Annotated in this window: 17 protein-coding genes and 2 pseudogenes; 4 read left to right on the forward strand and 15 right to left on the reverse strand. The window is 37.6% G+C overall.

Annotated features, from left to right (window positions below; genetic code table 11):
• Positions 1-209 precede the first annotated feature (209 nt).
• From LXM54_RS11580 to LXM54_RS11595, 4 genes are all read right to left on the reverse strand, one after another.
• A complete protein-coding gene (locus LXM54_RS11580; RefSeq protein WP_233315326.1) occupies positions 210-740 on the reverse strand; it encodes an SMI1/KNR4 family protein in 531 nt (176 codons plus the stop codon).
• Between the two features lie 88 nt (positions 741-828).
• Positions 829-1,743 carry a tetratricopeptide repeat protein gene (locus LXM54_RS11585; protein ID WP_233315327.1) on the reverse strand — a complete coding sequence of 305 codons (915 nt, stop codon included), beginning with the start codon at positions 1,741-1,743 and terminating at the stop codon, positions 829-831.
• 100 nt (positions 1,744-1,843) lie between these two features.
• Entirely contained in the window at positions 1,844-2,758 is a 915-nt protein-coding gene (locus tag LXM54_RS11590; RefSeq protein WP_233315328.1) for an iron-hydroxamate ABC transporter substrate-binding protein, read from the reverse strand.
• Between the two features lie 241 nt (positions 2,759-2,999).
• Positions 3,000-3,662 carry a serine/threonine protein kinase gene (locus LXM54_RS11595; protein ID WP_233315329.1) on the reverse strand — a complete coding sequence of 221 codons (663 nt, stop codon included), beginning with the start codon at positions 3,660-3,662 and terminating at the stop codon, positions 3,000-3,002.
• A 203-nt stretch (positions 3,663-3,865) separates the two neighbouring features.
• Between LXM54_RS11595 and LXM54_RS11600 the strand changes: the two genes are divergently transcribed.
• Positions 3,866-4,414 (forward strand): flavodoxin family protein, encoded by a 549-nt coding sequence (locus LXM54_RS11600; protein WP_233315330.1) that lies wholly within the window; start codon positions 3,866-3,868, stop codon positions 4,412-4,414.
• Between the two features lie 39 nt (positions 4,415-4,453).
• Here the strand turns inward: LXM54_RS11600 and LXM54_RS11605 are convergent, their stop codons facing one another.
• From LXM54_RS11605 to LXM54_RS11630, 6 genes are all read right to left on the reverse strand, one after another.
• On the reverse strand, positions 4,454-4,984 hold the full coding sequence (locus tag LXM54_RS11605) for a dihydrofolate reductase family protein (RefSeq protein WP_233315331.1): 531 nt from the start codon (positions 4,982-4,984) through the stop codon (positions 4,454-4,456).
• A 134-nt stretch (positions 4,985-5,118) separates the two neighbouring features.
• On the reverse strand, positions 5,119-6,177 hold the full coding sequence (locus LXM54_RS11610; protein ID WP_233315332.1) for a BtaManbiosPhlase: 1,059 nt from the start codon (positions 6,175-6,177) through the stop codon (positions 5,119-5,121).
• Entirely contained in the window at positions 6,174-7,118 is a 945-nt protein-coding gene (locus LXM54_RS11615; protein WP_233315333.1) for a DUF1861 family protein, read from the reverse strand. The genes LXM54_RS11610 and LXM54_RS11615 overlap by 4 nt, the downstream gene beginning before the upstream one ends.
• Positions 7,119-7,148: 30 nt before the next feature.
• Positions 7,149-7,979 (reverse strand): carbohydrate ABC transporter permease, encoded by an 831-nt coding sequence (locus LXM54_RS11620; protein WP_233315334.1) that lies wholly within the window; start codon positions 7,977-7,979, stop codon positions 7,149-7,151.
• Positions 7,966-8,844 (reverse strand): carbohydrate ABC transporter permease, encoded by an 879-nt coding sequence (locus tag LXM54_RS11625; protein WP_233315335.1) that lies wholly within the window; start codon positions 8,842-8,844, stop codon positions 7,966-7,968. Before LXM54_RS11625 ends, LXM54_RS11620 begins: the two co-directional genes overlap by 14 nt.
• On the reverse strand, positions 8,844-10,163 hold the full coding sequence (locus tag LXM54_RS11630; protein WP_233315336.1) for an extracellular solute-binding protein: 1,320 nt from the start codon (positions 10,161-10,163) through the stop codon (positions 8,844-8,846). Before LXM54_RS11630 ends, LXM54_RS11625 begins: the two co-directional genes overlap by 1 nt.
• Positions 10,164-10,457: 294 nt before the next feature.
• Here LXM54_RS11630 and LXM54_RS11635 point away from each other — a divergent pair, with 294 nt between their 5' ends.
• Positions 10,458-11,480 (forward strand): LacI family DNA-binding transcriptional regulator, encoded by a 1,023-nt coding sequence (locus LXM54_RS11635; RefSeq protein WP_233315337.1) that lies wholly within the window; start codon positions 10,458-10,460, stop codon positions 11,478-11,480.
• Between the two features lie 35 nt (positions 11,481-11,515).
• Here the strand turns inward: LXM54_RS11635 and nrdF are convergent, their stop codons facing one another.
• The 4 genes and pseudogenes from nrdF to nrdI all read right to left on the reverse strand — a co-directional run bounded on the left by nrdF (position 11,516) and on the right by nrdI (position 15,567).
• Positions 11,516-12,502, reverse strand: a complete 987-nt coding sequence (nrdF, locus tag LXM54_RS11640; protein ID WP_233315338.1) for a class 1b ribonucleoside-diphosphate reductase subunit beta — start codon at positions 12,500-12,502, stop codon at positions 11,516-11,518.
• Between the two features lie 59 nt (positions 12,503-12,561).
• Positions 12,562-13,521: pseudogene (locus LXM54_RS11645) on the reverse strand (ribonucleotide-diphosphate reductase subunit alpha); the annotation flags it as partial.
• A gap of 551 nt (positions 13,522-14,072) precedes the next feature.
• A pseudogene (locus LXM54_RS11650) lies at positions 14,073-15,206 on the reverse strand (ribonucleotide reductase N-terminal alpha domain-containing protein); the annotation flags it as partial.
• Positions 15,166-15,567 carry a class Ib ribonucleoside-diphosphate reductase assembly flavoprotein NrdI gene (nrdI, locus tag LXM54_RS11655; protein ID WP_233315339.1) on the reverse strand — a complete coding sequence of 134 codons (402 nt, stop codon included), beginning with the start codon at positions 15,565-15,567 and terminating at the stop codon, positions 15,166-15,168. The gene nrdI and the pseudogene LXM54_RS11650, both read right to left, overlap by 41 nt.
• 1,134 nt (positions 15,568-16,701) lie before the next feature.
• On the opposite strand from nrdI, the gene LXM54_RS11660 reads away from it, so the two are divergent.
• Positions 16,702-16,827, forward strand: coding sequence for an FbpB family small basic protein (locus LXM54_RS11660; protein ID WP_233315340.1), 126 nt, complete (start codon positions 16,702-16,704; stop codon positions 16,825-16,827).
• A 220-nt stretch (positions 16,828-17,047) separates the two neighbouring features.
• A complete protein-coding gene (locus LXM54_RS11665) occupies positions 17,048-17,443 on the forward strand; it encodes a sporulation protein (protein WP_233315341.1) in 396 nt (131 codons plus the stop codon).
• 50 nt (positions 17,444-17,493) lie between these two features.
• Here the strand turns inward: LXM54_RS11665 and LXM54_RS11670 are convergent, their stop codons facing one another.
• Positions 17,494-17,748 carry a hypothetical protein gene (locus LXM54_RS11670; RefSeq protein WP_233315342.1) on the reverse strand — a complete coding sequence of 85 codons (255 nt, stop codon included), beginning with the start codon at positions 17,746-17,748 and terminating at the stop codon, positions 17,494-17,496.
• Between the last annotated feature and the right edge of the window lie 98 nt (positions 17,749-17,846).

A 17,846-nucleotide genomic window follows, 5' to 3' on the forward strand; every position in this document is an offset into this window, starting at 1 on the left:
TATTTTTAAAGAAATTCCCTAAATACAATATCTAAAATTTCCATTTCTAAATAATTTGACTGCGTAAAATTTAATTTGTTTATCTAGCTTCCAAACGGAAATATCTTCTTTCCAGCTCACTATGAGAAATTTAATACTTCCCTTCAACTAGATAAAAGGACTACAGATTAACATCTAATAGTCCTTTTAATCCCTCTCAGCATATTAATTTATTCGTCTTCAAACACATCGTCAGTGGTAAGACCTTGAATAAAACTTTCAAAGTCTTTAGCCAACCAAGTGATTTTGTAATCATCTTCTTGATCGATATGTACGACACACGGTTCGCCTTCTGGGCCGCATTCTCGATAATCAAGAAAAACCATATCATGTCCAGCTGATGGACAATCACAAATAGCTATGCCGATATTAGGATATCCCCATTCCTCCATCCAAAATTCAGTGCTATAATCACCACCTAAAGAATTGCTTTTGCTGTATCCTATACCATATATCCCACTTATTGCAATGTGATTTTCAGACCAACTTGTCGGTACTGTAGTAGGGTAACAATCTTTTACTGGAATTCCGCCATTATGTTTTTTCATTAGCCAAATATAAGACGCAGGCAGTTTATATCCTAAGTCTCTTTCAAGTTTAGAAATATCCTCTTCTGTAGGTGAATCAGAAATATATTCCTCTTTAGCATACTCGCTGTCATCCCAAAAACGGTCTAAGTCTACTCCCTTAAAATAGCTCATTTCTATTCCTCCATTATTTAATCTATGTCTATTCCTTGTGTATTGTCATATAAAATTAAATTCTTTCATTGATTAGCCAATAACAGTTCTAGTCATTATATTCTGGATGTCCATGACGCTCGCAACCGAATAAATAACATGCTTTTTCGACTTGCGGCGCATATTCCATTGGCTCTTTGATGCCGTTAATTGCCTGCTCGAGCATTTGTTCATATAGCTTAATGTGCATTTGGATTTCTTCCATATCTTCTTTTTTGTCTTCCTCTGTCCAGGTTTCATCGCATTCTTCTTCATAACTTTCTTGGAGCTCGATTTGCTTATCCTTTATCAAGTTATCCAATACTCTTCTTGCCTTCTCCCTCTCACCTGTTTGAACAAGACAATAGGTGTAGCGGCTGACCCAATTGGGCTCTTTCCAATAACTTGCCCATCCTTTTTCAAACCAAAAGTTTGCCTTATGATGGGCATTTATTTCTGCATATAAATCTGCCAAGTCTACTGTACCGACAAAATCTCCCTCCTTATCGGAGAAGGTATCTAGTATGCTCTCCGCCTCTTCATATCTCTCTAAATCAGCAAGGCATTTCACGTAACTATACATTGTGTATTCAGAAGGTTTTGAGGCATGAAAAAAGCATTGCAACGCTTTGCTTTTTTCGTCTTTATGATAATACGCTACACCAAGATTATTGTAAGCTTCTAAAGTTGGCTCTAATTCAATCGCCTTTATTAAAATGGGAATGGCGGAATCCCAATCTGCTATTGTTATGTATATTTCACCTAATAGATTGTATGGAAAATGGGAACTTGGAGTACTAGCAATCACTTCTTTTAGAAGTGGAATTGCAGCTTGGGTATTCTCTTCTTCTCTATATAGCATCCAAGCGAAGTTATTTAAAGATTGCACGCCTCTATTATTCCTTATCTCTTGCTTAAAAATCTCCCATGCTTTATCTAATTCATTGTTTTCATAAAACTTAATCGCCTTTGTGTTTTGACTCATTAAAAAATCCTTTCTGCCGTTATGCTTGTTGTCTAGTATTATAACATTCTCTCCATTTAAAAGAAGAGTGCACTTTTCGTTAAAGTGCACTCTCTACATCTTATTTCAAGAAGTTTTCTTTAAAGAAATCTAATTGGTAATCTAAAGAAATTGGATCATTAAAGATAAACTCATATGCATTAGCTTCTAATACATGGTTGTTTTTTACTGCAGGAATATTTTTGTATACATCTGTTTCCTGGTAAGAGTTATCTTGGTCATTATATTTGCTTATTACAAGATAATCACCAACATATTCTGGAAGGACTTCAGAAGACAGCGTGTAGTAGCCTTCTTTTTCCGTCATTTCTTTTACTTTTTCAGGCATTTTTAAGCCCATTGCTTGATAAAGAATTTCTGTTCCGCGGCCCCAGCTGTCACCAAGGATATACATGCTTTTATCATAGCTTTCCAATACGGTAACAGTAGCATCTTCGCCGATTTTCGCTTTAATTTCCTCGCCGGCAGCTTTTGCACGAGCTTTGAAATCATCAATCCATGCTTGTGCTTCTTTCTCTTTATTCAAGAGCTTGCCGATTTCTAAATGCAGCGTTAAGTAATCCACTTTGTTATAAGTGTATGTTACAGTCGGAGCGATTTTTCCAAGCTTATCAATGTTTTTAGTTGTGCTTGCTGCGATAATTAAGTCTGGTTGCAGCTCAGCAATTTTTTCGATATTCTCTTCGGAAACCACTTCCACATCCTTCAATTCGTCTGCATAACGTGGATTCGTCATCGACCATGAATCTACACCTACAAGATTAACGCCAAGTTTTAAAACATAACCTGCATTTGTTAAAGCAACAACTCTTTGTGGATCTGCTGGAACTTCGATTGGGCCATTTTCTGATTCATATGTGATTGTGGAATCTTCCTCTTTTTTTGTTTCTTCGCCAGATGTTCCTGTTGTCTTATTGCCGCAAGCACTAATAATTAATACAAGAAGAAGAATGAATGGTATAAGTTTTTTGCTCAATGTTTGCTACCCCTTTTAAAATAAAATAGTATGTATATATTTCTGTATTACTAGTTTACCTGTTTATTTCCCTCCTGAATGGATGATAATGAGAATGATAATCATTCTTGGATTAATCATAATCTCGTATCTAATTTCTGTCAATAGATTTTGAGCCTTCAAATTAAAAATTTTGTGACAACTAAAAAAGGCCGGTCAAATTGGCCAGCTTTTAAGAGATATAAAATAAAATGAACGGCTTTTATTGGCTTTGCCAATGGAGCCTGCGTCTGATTTTTTTGTAAAACCGATAAGTATGCCTGACAACATCCAGTGCTTTAAAAGGAATTTTTACTGGGTACTTATAAATAGTTTTTTTATATAGTTTATAATATGCCTTCACTAAATCTTCCCATTTTTCATCTTTGCCTTCTTTATAAAAATCCGAGACGTCGACAACATATCCTCTGCCATCCTTCATCATCACGTTTTTTCCGTGGATATCATATGGATTCAGACCACATCTTCTCGCATATTCGAGGGCTTCATTAATATCTTCGATGACAGTTTCCGGTATCCTAATTCCTTTAGCAAAGGCATTATAAAGCGTGATTCCTTTTAGTCTTTTTAAAACTAAATAGTTATCTCCTTCATACACTAGATGAGAGTAGCTCGGATGAATGCCAAGTTTTCTGTATATATCTGCTTCCTTTTTTAGATTTTCTTGTTCTACTACATTGACTTTAACGACGAGATCTGGCTCTGTATCATGCATAAAGACAGCTGCATAATTGCCTACTCCAACACACTTCCATCCAAGTGGTATGCGTTTTACCACGACTGGATTATGCACTTTTTCTCTTTTTAACACTACTTTCTTTAAAAGCTCTGTTTCTATTAAATGAATAAAATTCTTCTTCATCATTCCCCTCCGCTACTTGCTATTTTATCATCTTTTCCTTAGTGTTCCCTTAACTTGAACAGAGAAATTTTTACAAACTGAAAAATAATAATAGAGTAGCTATTTCTATCGAAAGTATTGATTAATTCAATCAAAATAATCAGCTTTCCTTACTATATCTGTCCTCATAAAATAGAGATAGTAATGGAGAGAAGGGAGAATTTATTATGACAGTTGCCGTTATATATGGGGGAAACCGCCCGAATGGAAATACAGAATTGCTGACAGACTTAGTAATTAAAGGGGTCAAGGTCGAAAAAATTTATTTAGGAGATTTCCATATTGAACCAATAATGGATATGCGACACGAAGAAATTGGCTTTCAGGATAGCAAGGACGATTACTATACAGTCATAAACCGTATCCTCCCACATGATACTATTCTATTCGCTACACCTATTTATTGGTACAGCATGACAGGAATCATGAAGAACTTTATTGATCGCTGGTCCCAAATGCTAAGAGATGCTAACTACCCTGATTTTAAAGGAAAAATGGCTTCCAAAAAAGCATACGTCATCGCTGTTGGCGGCGATTCACCTACCATTAAAGGTCTGCCGATGATTCAGCAATTTCAATATATCTTCGATTTCGTCGCTGTTAATTTTGCCGGCTATATTCTTGGTGCTGGCAACAAACCTGGCGATATTTTAACAGACAAAAACGCACTTTATGCTGCAACTGAGCTCAATAAGCAATTATTAGCGAGAGAATAACGAAAAAGTCTGCATCAGTTGCTGCAGACTTTTTTCTATTCATTTCTTTACTTCATATTGTAGTTCAACAAATTGTCCAAAGCTTCGTGTACCTTTCAGCTGAAGGTTCAGCTTATAATTACCAGCTTTAAATAACGGAATGCCGTCTCCGATAACAGTTGGGGCAATTGTCACAATCAGTTCATCAACCAAATTGTTTTCCAAAAAAGCCTGAAGCAGATTACCTCCGCCAACCATCCAAATATTTTTGCCTGCTTCTTTTTTTAATTTGTTCACAAAGAGCAAAATATCCTCTTGTATAAATTGAACATATTCTGTATTCTCTTTAGGGGTTCGAGAGAAGACATAGCAATCCTTTCCTTTATACGGAAAATCACCTTTTTCATAATCCATAATCCACTCATATGTACGATTACCGATCAGAATAGTATCAACTGTTTCATAGAACTCGGAGTAGCCGTTATCCCCTTCTCCCTCTACTTGGAATAACCAGTCTAGTGAATCATCCTTTGTAGCAATATATCCATCTAAGCTTTGAGCAATATATAATACAAGCTTTCTTTCGTTCATTGGGCATCATCCTTCACAAACAAGAATATATGTTCTTGTTTATTATATACTATAATCTAATTTTTTAGGATAGTGCTGTAACATTTTTAAAGAGTGTATTTTAACAGCTGCCAAGCCTGTATCACCTTTTGGTATTACAAGTAGGTTAAGGAATCAAGGACTTCCTCCAAACTTAGTTCAGCACAAGCCATGGATGTGTCTGCTGCCCCATAATACAATTTAATGATGTCCTCTTCTGTCAGCACCCCGCAAGAAAACACAACTCCACCGAAAAATCCTTCTTTTTCATACTGTGCTTCCGGTTCAACTATAGGATTCTCCGATCGTGCAATAACTTTCGCTGGGTTTTGTAAATCTAATAAGACTGCCCCCATACAGTAACGGTGATCCTGTGATGCACCATGATACAATTCTAACCAGCCTTTTTTTGTTCGAAACGGCACTGCTCCTCCTCCGATTCTGCCAGAATCCCATTTTCCTGCTCTCGTGCCAATTAAATGACGGTGATTCCCCCATTGCAGCAGATTTTCAGATTCTGCAATCCAAATATCTGGAGAGCCATTACTATTTGGAACAGGGCGATGCAAAGCATAATACTTTCCATTTATTTTTTCTGGAAAGATCGCTACATCTTTATTTTCTGGAGCCAAAATCATTCCATGATTTTCGACTTGAACAAAATCTTTTGTTGAAACCATGACAACGCCTACACCTTTAGGAGATGTTGCACTATAGTAAATATAGTACGTATCTTCTATTTTAGTAATTCGAGGGTCTTCAATGCCAAAGGTCTCCAGTTCATTGGCTGGATAAATAAACGGCTGTTCATCCACTGTAAAGTGACGGCCGTCTTTACTGCGGGCGATTCGCAAATAAGAAAGAGAGGTTAAGTAAGACCACTTACTATGATTTGCTCTTCTGATCACACGAGGATCGGAAAAATCGTAATTAGGGTCGTCCCGTTGAAATTCCATAATATCGAGCTGTTTCGTGTTTGGATTATATATAGGTGATTTCACTGTATTATCTCTATTGCTAAACGGTCTTTCTGCAATTCGAACAAGCATGATTACTTCCTTCTTATACTCCGTAATTCCCGCATTAAAAGCCCCGATAACTTCAAATCCTTCGTGAAACGGTGTTATATCTTCTGGTGTAAGCAATGGATTTTGTTCGTAGCGATAAATATTCATATGTTCAGCTCCTTCGTTTCATATGGTAGAAATGGATCTGGAATCGTAATTTTCTGTGCTTCTGCATCACTAGTTCCTGCATACAAATAGGCAGTTCCATCACTATTACGTATTATGCCGCCACTAAAAACGACATCCTTTAAATCTGGTCTTTTAGACGGTCCCTTCTGAAAGTTCGCCCGTTCAGCTATGATTTTCATTTCTGACGAAGCACCCGTTTTCGGATTAAGCATGAATACCATCGGATAATAGTGGCGGTGTCCACGTTCGTCAAATTTAGCAATATGACCTAACACACCGATCATTCCGTTGGACAGGAGTTGAGCTTCATTAACTCCTCCCCATTCTTCGTCAGTAAATTGCTCCAGTAATGGTGTATTTTCTATCTCTTGAATGGTTATATCAGCTAAGGTTAGCAGACGCTTAAAACCAATCTTTCCTCTGCCTCCTTTTTTTCCTTGTGGACGGGTAAACATCCCGATTGAACCATCACTTAATTCAACTACTCGCAAATCTTTCATACCATCTGGACCAGCTACAAACTCTTTTAAAGTAGCAATCTTGTCTCCTTTCATTAGGATCGTCCGCCAGCCTAATAAATCTTTATTCTTTGGATGGGGAAAGGTTTCTACCCCTCCAAAAATTAACTCGCCACCAATTTTTGTCATAAAAGGATCTTGCAAAGCAAACACTGGTGCATCCTGCAGAAGTATCCATTTTCCATTTTCCTCTGTAAAGAAATGGACGGACGATTTTTCACTCTCCCGGAATTCAACTCTCCCTGCAATCATCATCTTTCCGCCTTCTTCAAAAGGTGCGGTTATATTGTATACATCTTTTCCTTCCAGCCCAGTTATAGTAAGTTTTTGTGGATTGGTGGGCTGAGGCTGCTGTTGAAACTCCCGTAAGATTTTCTCTAATGCTTTTACTGGTTTTTCCATAGACAAATTCCCTTCTTTTAAGTGCACTGTTTACTTTAAAGTAAATTGCATTCCTTCCTGAAATTTTTTCGTAAAGAAAAGGAAGAGAATGATAATTGGCAGTGTTAATAAAACGGAGGCTGCATACATCGGTCCTGGATAACCGCCATATGGTCCGAACATTTGCGATAAAAGCACATTCAATGTCAGCATATTCTCACTCTTAATGACAAGCATATCCCATAGTAACTCTGACCATCTCTCCATAAACAAGAACAGAAAAACGACCGTGGTAATTGATTTTGACATCGGCAGCACAACCCTCCTCAAAATTTGCAGATGACCTGCGCCGTCCAGTTTCGCTGCTTCTATAAAAGTGTCTGGGATAGCACGAAAAAAGTTCGTATACATAAACACCGCCCATAAACTCATTGCTTTTGGAATAATCATCGCCCAGTAAGTGTCATACAGCCCTGCATTTTGGATGATTAAAAAGGACGGAACTAACAAAATAATCGCCGGAAAAAACATTTGAAACAAGATGATATTGTGGACAGTTTCCCGGCCTTTAAAGTTCATTTTTGCTAATGCATAGGCTACAACAGCTCCGGTGACCATCATGAGGACAGTAGACCCTGCTGAAACAATAACACTATTGAAGAACGCTCTTATCCATGGTCTTGGTACAGCTACATCTCCTCCTCCGAACAGCCATTCGTAAGAGCGAAGTGTAAACTGTGTCGGCACCAAGCTCTTATCGACTTGATCCCAGACCGCAAATGAACTCATTACCATATACAGATAAGGAAAAACCATTATGCATAATAGAATACTTGCGACAATATAGCGAAGCAGCAATCCTTTCCTTTTAGACCCAACCATTGCGCTTTCCCCACAGTTCTAATAGTTTTCTAATGATAAAGATGGATAAAAACGTAATCACAGAAGCGACGATTGCCACCGCAGATGCATAACCAGCCTGTAAATTCTTAAATGCTTGTGTGAAGATTTCCATTTGCCATGTATTGGTTGCGTAATCTGGCCCGCCTCCTGTCAATTGATATACCTCTGTGAAAATTCCAAAGGTAACACCGATAGACAAAATCATGACTGTGTAAATTGCCGGATATAATAATGGCAGTGTGATCTTAAAGAACCTTTGCCAGCTAGAAGCACCATCGATTTCTGCTGCTTCATATATTTCTGCATTGATGCTTTCAAACCCAGAGGTTAATATCAATGCATAATACCCAGTAAACTTCCAAGCGATTATTACTGCGACGACACATAATGCTGCTAGAGGCGAACCAAGCCAATCGATATCGATTCCAAACTTTCCTCTTAAAACAGTGTTAAGCGGACTATTGTATGACAGCAATCCTTTGACAATAAAGGATGACACCACACCAGATGCTAAATATGGCAGGAAAAAACCAATCAGGAATATACCTTTGAATTTCGGAAGACCATGGACAATTGCTGCAACAATCATAGATGAAATAATAACTAACGGAACGAAAACAACCATAAATTTAAAGGTAACAAGGAATGCCGCTTGGACACCGGGAGACCGAAACACTTCTATGTAGTTGGCAATGCCCTTCCCATTATATTCTGGAGAAATTAAGTTCCAATCTGTTGTAGATAAATAAAACGACCATACTAATGGAATGGCAAAAAACAGGACGGCATAGAGGAGGTATGGACTGGCAAACAGCCAGCCCAACCCATTGCTTTTCCTCAACATTAAAGCCCTCCCTCTATTGCCTTTTTCATGTCATTCCAGCCGTTTTTAGGCGTTATTTTTCCTTTTACAACAGGATTCACAGCATGTTGGCCAATAAAGGTTTGCAGCTCGTTATATTTTGGATTATCGATAGATGGAATTCCATTTGGGACAGCATCTGCATACGGCTGCAGTGCCGGGTTTTCGCTGAAGAAGGCTGTGAATGCTTCATTTTCAGCTAAGTCGTCCCGGGCAGGCGGCAGATTGGTTTGTTCAAGCCACTTTAAATCATGCTCAGGATTGGAATATACCCAACTCATGAATTTCATAGCCGCTTGTTTTTGTTCCTCTGTTGCTGAAGCATAAATAACTAATCCTTTCGTATCTGCAAATGTTTTAACATTTTCTGTGCTCATTTCATCTGGAACAGGCGGAGGTGCAAGTGTAAACGTTTCTCCGTATACCATTTTCGGAAACTTTTCCTCCCAATATGTCAGTGTCCACGGACCAATGTCAGTGAAAATTCCGACTCCTGTTTCAAAGGGATCAGTAACTGTTTTTAACAAATAGGCATCTTCTTTTCGCAGATCATCCATGAAATCCAACACCTTTATTCCCGCATTATCATCTGCAACTAGCTTGTTTCCTTCAATGAAGTTATTACCTGCTGATGCGGCATTATATAGCATGAAGAAATCAAACCATCTTTTCCACGCTGTAGGGTCTGCTAAGTCCGGCTTGGCCCACACGAATTTTTCAGGATACTTTTGTTTAAGCTTCTTGGCAGCATCAAGCATTTCGCTGTATGTTTTAGGAGCCTCATTAATGCCAAGATCTTTTAAAATATCCAGCCTCCACCCAAAAAGCATTGGGTTGGAGTAGATTGGCAGTACATACTGATTTCCATCGGAAAATTTCCACGGCTCCACTGTTTCGTTCATGTTCCGATTTGTGATAATGTCTTCCCAGCCGTCTAATTCATTAAGAGGCACGAGCGCTTTACTTTCAGCAAGCTGTGCTGCAAATCCGCGGTTAATATTTTCTGACATCGTCGGAGCGCTTTTACCCGCTATTGCGGATTGAATGCTCGCTTCAGATGAAGGACTTTCTTTGATAGCGCTAACATTTATCTTAATCTTTGGATTGTCCTTTTCAAATTCCTTGGCCATTTCCTTCCAATAAGCTTGTTGAGTAATATTCGGTGCTGCCCAAAACTCTATCGTTGTCTCCCTGTTTTTATCTGCATTCTTTTTACCTTCCCCGCTGCATCCTGAAAGAATCGAAACAGCAGCGGTTGCTGCCATAAGCAGAGAAATCACTTTTTTAGATTTTTTCTTCATGTTATCACCCCGTTTAAGATTAATTACTTTACCAGTACATCAACATGTGGATTATCATTACAATTACAAAAGGGAATTACAATTCTTTTATACGAAATTATTGTAACGTTACAATTAGAATTATCACATTGTCTTTTATATTATTCAACGCGATTTTCGGACTAAACACCAAGTATGAATTGTAGTTAATTCACACTAATATTAAAGATAAAGACTTTGTTGCATGACATTATTTTGTCATGTATGTTAGTATAATGAATAATATTGTTTTCAATTAGTTGAAGGAATGATTTCATGACAAAAAAAATTACGATGCAAGATATCGCAGACCAGTTAAATATTTCGAAAAATTCTGTTTCCCAAGCGTTAACAGGCAAAGCCGGTGTAAGTGAAAAAACGAGAAGTTTAGTGGAAGCAACAGCCCGCGAGTTAGGCTATGAATATTTGCCTGCGCGTAAAAACTACCAATATAACATAGACAGCAAAAATGTTAAAATTGCGCTTATTGCATCTGATTATGCCTTTTCTCTTAAAAGCTTTTTCGGTGAAATTTACTTAAGTATTGAAAAGGAGATAGCAAGTCAAAACAACAGCTTAATGATTCAATCGATAAACCAAGCAGCCATACAATCCCTGGAATTACCTACCTTTATTCTCAATGGTTCGGTTGACGGAGTATTAATTCTTTCCCACTTGAATACAGAGTATATTCAAAAAATTATATCAACAGGCATCCCTGCTGTGTTAGTTGATCATCATCACCCACACATTAAAGCTGATGCAGTATTAACAAATAATCGGTTTGGAGCATTTCTGGCGGTAGAGCATCTCGTTCAATTAGGGCACAGAGAAATTGGTTTCATCGGCAATATTTCGATTTCGCCGAGCTATTATGAAAGATTGGAAGGATATCATTTGGCATTAAACCATTATGGAATAAAGCATAATGAAGCATTGCTTCTTTCCGACATAGAAGAAGATGAGGATGGTGTTAGAAAAGCGATGCACCAGCTGCCTAAACAGCCAACTGCCTGGTTTTGTGTTAATGATGGCTTAGGCTTTCTCGTCAGCTCGTATCTCGTGCATGCAGGCTACAAAATTCCTGAACAGATTTCCGTATCGAATTTTGACAATGGTCAATTATCGAAACTTGCTACACCGAAAATCACAACAATGGATATCGACCTTGAACTTTTCGGCAAAAGAGCGGTAGAACAGTTAATGTGGAGAATCAGCAATAAAGATGCAGCTAATCAAGAAATACTTTTGCCCACCACTTTGCTTGTCCGAGAGTCCACTGGACCTGCCCCCAATTAAAAAAACCAGCTTCTATTTAGAAGCTGGTTGTATCGTTATTCGTTCGTTTTCCAGTCAAACACAAAATCATCATCTGACAACGGCTCCACTTTAGTAGCCTTTACATAACCATTTCCTTTAACAGAGAAGAAGTCATGGTTTTTCGTATCTGTTTTCATCCCGTTCTCCACGATCGGGTTGATTGCCTCTGACTCAAATACTGCTTCATATCCAAGGTTCATACAAGCTTTGTTAGCATTGTAGCGAATGAATTTATTTACTTCATCTACAAGACCAATCTTTTCGTATAAGTCCTGCGTATATCCTAACTCATTTTGGTAAAGAGTTTCCATTAGATCAAGTCTTTCTTTTGCAGCTCGTTCCTGCTCTTCGATTGTAAGCTGACCGTACAGCTCTTGCGCTATTAGACCAACGTAAACTCCGTGTATACTTTCGTCACGAATTATTAAGTTTATTATTTCTCCAGAAGCTGTCAGCTTGCCTTGCCCTGCCAAGAATAATGGATAAAAGAATCCAGAATAAAATAGGAATGATTCCAAGTAGACAGAAGCAACTGTCGCCATATACAAGTCATACTTGCTTACTTCTGGCTTAAAGAGCTTTTGGTAATATTCAGAGATAAGCTTGCCCTTTTTTTGCAATTGAGGATGATTGTGCACCCAGTCAAATACTTGGTCTATCTCTTCCTCTGTAGCAAGCGTTGTAAAGATGGTTGAGTAGGATTTTGCATGGATTTGCTCCATCATTCCCATAAAGGAAAGCACACCTTTACGCTGCAAGCCGCTTACGTGCATGCTGATCAACGGCATACCTTCGCCGCCCTGCTCTGTATCAAGAAGTGTCAAACCGCCAAGCACTTTCATGTATGTGTCTTGCTCTGTAGCTGACAATTCACCCCAAGTATTTTTATCAGATGAAAGACTGATTTCTTCCGGCAGCCAAAACTGTCTCGTATTTTGTGTATAAAACATCTGTGTGTAATCATCTTCATGCTGATTCCAGTTAACAGCATACTTAGTCATTTTCTTTCCCCCAGTGTTACAAAAAATAAAGGGGAGACTTAGGCTCCCCGTGTATTATCTTAAACTGCACATGCGATACATTCGTCAATCGCCAAGTTGCGTGTGCGTGTGTAGTAAAGTGATTTCAAGCCAATTTCGTTCGCATAGATATAATAGCGCGCCAATTCTTTTGTAGAAACGTCTGAGTTTACATAAAGAATGGTCGAAATACCTTGATCGACATGCTCTTGTGCTGCAGCAATCAAGTCCATAATCTTAAATTGATTCATATCGAATGCTGATTTGTAGAACCAGAAATTCGTTTCATCCATATAAGGCATTGGATAATATGTTGTAGAGTTCGCATATGTGCGGGACTCAATTTGGTTAACAACAGGCATTACAGATGCTGTAGCGTTTTGAATATAGCCAATGGATTGTGTTGGGGCAACAGCTAAACGATAAGCATTATACATACCGTGTTCTTTAACTAAAGCAGCTAGTTCTGCCCAGTCTTCACAAGTAGGAATATAGATGCCATTAAACAATTGCTTCACTTTATCTGTTTTTGGCGCATAGCTTACTTCTTTGTATTTTTCGAAGTAAGTGCCTTTCGCATACTCAGACTTATCAAAGTCCTTGAATGTTTCGTTTCGTTCTTTTGCAATCAGCATACTCTTTTCGATTGAATAGTAATTCATCATCATGAAGAATGTTGCAGTGAAGTCTTTTGCTTCATCTGATTCATAGCTGATGCGGTTCTTAGACAGGTAACCGTGCAGGTTCATGGCACCTAGCCCTATCGCATGCAGCTCTTCATTTGCTTTTTTAACAGACGGTGCGTTTTGCACATCTGAAATGTCTGAAACGGTTGTTAAAGCTTCAATTCCAACATGAACAGAATCTCTGAACACATCACCAGGCTGCATCACATTAGGAATGTTAAGGGAACCTAGATTACAGTTAATATCACGGCGGATAATATCTTCTTGGCCGTAATCGGTAATTTCAGAAGTTTCCTGAAGTTGGAAGATTTCTGTCCTCATCTTCAACAGAGCTCGTTACACTCAGTCCGTTTTCTAACTGCTATAGGTCATACCCTATAGAGGAGACTATATCATCACCCTCAGCTCGACCTGATGGGGTGCTCTGCTTTTCGATTTAAAGGATTTTACAGCTTATGCCATTCCGCATAAGCAACCTACCACTTGGCTCTACTCTACTCGCTTCTTCACTGAAGTCTTTCATTCAGCTATGCTTTCGATAGTCGTTAGGCATTTACTTATCTTATTCTTTCAGAAAGTCTCTTATAAGCAGGAAATTTGTGGATATTTTATTTCACCAATGTATTTCATACCATTAAGTTTATTAACGGTCTCATAGACAAACCCATAAGGCACTTTCTGATTCATTGCGTTTCTCCTTTTCATCTATCATGTTAAACATAAACTTTTAAAGGGAGTAAAGCATTATCATAATAAGATAAGATTTAGCACGGCAGGTTATCGCTATTGCTCTCACACAAATAGGACTTCCCCCGTTTAACAGAGTTATTCGACAGCCATTACTGACTGAAGGTGCTAGAAAGTTAACACAGATTGCTCATTTTAATCTGGCCAATGTCTTTAAGCGCATGCGCTTTGTTTGCATTGGATTTGTTCATAAAGTATGGATAGCCTGATTCCAGCTGAATTTGGGCAATCTTTGTGATCATTTCACGCGCCGTCATTGCAACACGTTTTTTCACATTTGGATTTGCCACTAACTCGTCATACATTTCATCCATGCGCATATCATCTAAATGTACACCGTATTCCTTAAACACACTGAACGGTGCGAAAACATAAAAGTCTTTGTTTTCCTTTGCTAATTGGAAGAACTTGTTTTCTACGATTAATCCGATGGAAAGTGTTTGAATACGGGACTTCTCGTCGGCATTTATTTTTTTTGTATCCAAAAATTCAACAACATCCCAATGGAAGATGTTTAAGTATGCAGCTCCTGCCCCTTTACGCTGGCCAAGCTGGTTTGCGTAGGAGAATGTATCTTCTAACAGCTTCATAACAGGAACAACACCTGATGCTGCATTATCGATGCCTTTAATTTGTTCATTGCGGGCACGCAGCTTCGAAAGGTTAAGGGCTACTCCGCCGCCTATTTTCGAAAGCTGTCCGGATGTATTGATATTATGGAAGATGGAGTTTAATGAATCGTCCATTTCCAATAAGAAGCAGGAAACCATTTCTCCGCGACGGCTTCTGCCTGCATTCAGGAATGTCGGCGTTGCCGGCTGGTAGCGCTGCTCAATCATCGCGATTGCTGTTTTCTTCGCTTTTTCAGCATCTCCTTGTCCTAAAAACAGGGCGACGATGATAATGCGGTCTTCGTATGTTTCTAAGTAGTTCTTCTTGTCATCTGTCTTCAAGGCATAATCTTTATAGAATTTTGAAATAGCCATGTAAGACTGGAATTTAAATTCATAGTTGTAAACGGCATTTGTTATGTCTTCAATGTCAGATATGCTGTATTGTTCCAGCACTTGTGGATAATAGAAATCTTTTTCCACCATATAAGTAAATTTTTGTGCCACAGATTCAAAACGAATCAATTTCGGCTCGATTTCCGATACAAGGAATTCAGCCACTGCCTCTTTGTCTTTTTCCAGACGGAAGAAACCTTTTTCGTTAAGCTGTGTCACTTCGTTGTTTAATTCTATGTGTCTCATAGCTAATATTTTGCACCCTTTCCCTAACTATCTCCACATCCTCGGGCATGCCGCTCATCTCAAACTTATGAAGAATCGGTACCCCGTACATATTTGATATCTTATTTGCACTTAAAGCAAAGTTTTGCCCCCAATTTTTATTACCACTCGATACGACTGCATAGAGATTGGTGTGATTTGCCTTAAGGAAGTCTAAAGTTGTTTGAGGAACCTGCCCCATTCCAGTTGTATAAGTTAATAGTATAAAAGGTTCATAGACTTTTAGTCCAGCCTTTAGTTCTATTAAATTGTGCTCTGGAAGCTCTAGTTTTTGCACAAAGCGGCGCACATTCCCGGTTTTACTGTCAAACACGATAAACAAAATTATTCCCTCCTTAAGAATTTTGATAGAATAGGGGCAAAAGCAATATTCTATCCTATACCCTAAAAACATACAAGGGCTACTAAATACAGATGTTTTTTATAAATATATCTCAATATGTTGTGTCTAAACACTATTCAACCCTTTTTTGGTACTAGAGTCAATAGAGTCTCTTTGAATTTTTTTGTCAACAATATTACTCAACTTTTATCGATTTTTGAGTTTATTTGAACCTAAAAAAATGCAAAAAGTCTGATGAGAGTAGTCCTCATTAGACTTTTTTTATACGAAAATATATTCTATTTATCTTACTTCCCACACAGCAACTATATAAAACCTTCCTACTTTTTTTACTTTTTCAAGATGTGCTGAAGGATTTCTCCTGTTCGCATTTTATCCATAAAAAAAATTCTATTTGATTATAACACCCTTACAAATTGTCCGAAAACAATAATTAACTTTTGGAACTGCCAAGTGTATCACTTTCCAATAAGCTTTTTTCATGATCACTTTCATTCCATTAATCTTGAATTAATTTTAGCAACTTTCAAAGGAACTAACCGCAATATATGTACAAATAAAAATTACCGGTGTATTTGCCGATACATTTTTACAATGTTAAAAAAGTTAAAAGAATTTTCCATCTTCCATTAATCTTTTTACTCACAGGTAGATTGGAAGATTAATTATCTACATTCACATCCCCCTTCATCCTTTAGCATGTACATTTAAATAACCACATCATTTCGAATGCATAATTATAATCCGTCTCTTTAATAAATTAAGTTTCCGGTAACCTTAAGATTTTAAAAGGAAACTTTAATTTCCTATATATATAGGAAAGAAAATGTTATTTTCTAAATTTAAAGAATTATATTTGACGAATTTACTTCTCTCTTATATGATAGATATATACATTTCGAATATCCCTAAAGGGGAGTAGCTTTTACAGCAAAGTCGTCATTACAGAGTGCATGCACTCTCGGCTTTGTTGGCAGCTGACAAGCTGTTAGCAAGACCTTTACATGTGAACGTGTAAAGGTCTTTTATTTTTCAAAAATCCTTTACCGTCAGCGGTAAAGGATTTTTTTGTTTAATATGTCCAAAAAATAAAATAAAAAAAGGATGAGAACAATGAAAAAACAAGTTAAAATGAATATGTTTGAACTGATTAAAAAGAATAAAGAAGAACTTCTAAAGGATAGAAGCTTAATGGAAAAGATTGAAAAGCGGGTTGATGAAAAGATTATCAAACAATAAGACCAGCAATCAGTTAAAAAAAGACAGCAAAATTCTATTATATTATTTAAGAAGAACACGTATAATTGGATAGTGAAACGCAAAGACAATCATTTTATATTTTGTTATTATATTAACATTAAAGACTAGCGAAACCGCGTCTTATGACATTACAACTGTTCATGTCATTTCAAAAAATCAAACAATATCCTATAAAATTATAGGACTGGAGGATTATAGTTTGTTTACTTTATTGACTAATTTACTAAAATCAGGTGCCCCTACTGTTGACCTTTCTCTATCACAGCAATCAGCTGCTCCAGGAGAGGTTGTCACAGGCCAATTCCATATTCAAGGGGGACGTAAAAGCTGTAAAATTAAACGATTAGAATGCACCTTAGTAAAGGAATTCGAGGATGGCAAAACCGAAACGGTTGAAGAAGTTACGACCATTTTGATGTCCCGAGTTATAGGCAGTGAAGAAAAAATCGAACTGCCATTTTCTTATCTCATTACAGACAAGCTTGAGCCAACTGCTACTTCCTTTTCTTACAGACTGCATACTAATCTTGTTTTCGCAGAAAATATGTCAAGAAAGGACCATGATGAATTAGTGATAGTCGATAATAGGAAATAAAAAGGAACCATTTAAGGATGTGCCAAATTGGCACATCCTTTTTTTACAATTTATGCTAATTTGTATTTATGATTCAATTCATACGCCAACACAGCTTGTCTCTTAAAAAATATAATATAAAGAATACAATTGAAAGGTGGGATAAATGAATGTGTAATTCCAATTCCAGATGCTGCTGTAATCACGGTTTCCATCATGGCTGCAATCACGCTTTTTATCACAATCGCTGTAATCGTTGTCAGCCTTTTATCCGAATCAATCACTGCAACCCTTGCCACTTTTGTCATCACCATCATAATTGCCACAACTACTTCCCTTTCTTCCCAAACAATATTTGCTGCCGCTGTAAAAAATAACGGATAGAAACACCAATTTTCAAATTTTTTTTGAAACCGCAGATTGC

Source organism: Bacillus sp. Au-Bac7, assembly GCF_021341655.1.
In the GTDB taxonomy this organism is placed as follows: domain Bacteria; phylum Bacillota; class Bacilli; order Bacillales; family Cytobacillaceae; genus Niallia.

Bases quoted from the DNA above. Each gene is read 5' to 3' on its own strand.
- LXM54_RS11580 (WP_233315326.1), bottom strand. From the start codon at position 740: ATGAGCTATTTTAAGGGAGTAGACTTAGACCGTTTTTGGGATGACAGC.
- LXM54_RS11585 (WP_233315327.1), bottom strand. From the start codon at position 1,743: ATGAGTCAAAACACAAAGGCGATTAAGTTTTATGAAAACAATGAATTA.
- LXM54_RS11595 (WP_233315329.1), bottom strand. From the start codon at position 3,662: ATGATGAAGAAGAATTTTATTCATTTAATAGAAACAGAGCTTTTAAAG.
- LXM54_RS11600 (WP_233315330.1), top strand. From the start codon at position 3,866: ATGACAGTTGCCGTTATATATGGGGGAAACCGCCCGAATGGAAATACA.
- LXM54_RS11605 (WP_233315331.1), bottom strand. From the start codon at position 4,984: ATGAACGAAAGAAAGCTTGTATTATATATTGCTCAAAGCTTAGATGGA.
- LXM54_RS11610 (WP_233315332.1), bottom strand. From the start codon at position 6,177: ATGAATATTTATCGCTACGAACAAAATCCATTGCTTACACCAGAAGAT.
- LXM54_RS11615 (WP_233315333.1), bottom strand. From the start codon at position 7,118: ATGGAAAAACCAGTAAAAGCATTAGAGAAAATCTTACGGGAGTTTCAA.
- LXM54_RS11620 (WP_233315334.1), bottom strand. From the start codon at position 7,979: ATGGTTGGGTCTAAAAGGAAAGGATTGCTGCTTCGCTATATTGTCGCA.
- LXM54_RS11625 (WP_233315335.1), bottom strand. From the start codon at position 8,844: ATGTTGAGGAAAAGCAATGGGTTGGGCTGGCTGTTTGCCAGTCCATAC.
- LXM54_RS11630 (WP_233315336.1), bottom strand. From the start codon at position 10,163: ATGAAGAAAAAATCTAAAAAAGTGATTTCTCTGCTTATGGCAGCAACC.
- LXM54_RS11635 (WP_233315337.1), top strand. From the start codon at position 10,458: ATGACAAAAAAAATTACGATGCAAGATATCGCAGACCAGTTAAATATT.
- nrdF (WP_233315338.1), bottom strand. From the start codon at position 12,502: ATGACTAAGTATGCTGTTAACTGGAATCAGCATGAAGATGATTACACA.
- LXM54_RS11660 (WP_233315340.1), top strand. From the start codon at position 16,702: ATGAAAAAACAAGTTAAAATGAATATGTTTGAACTGATTAAAAAGAAT.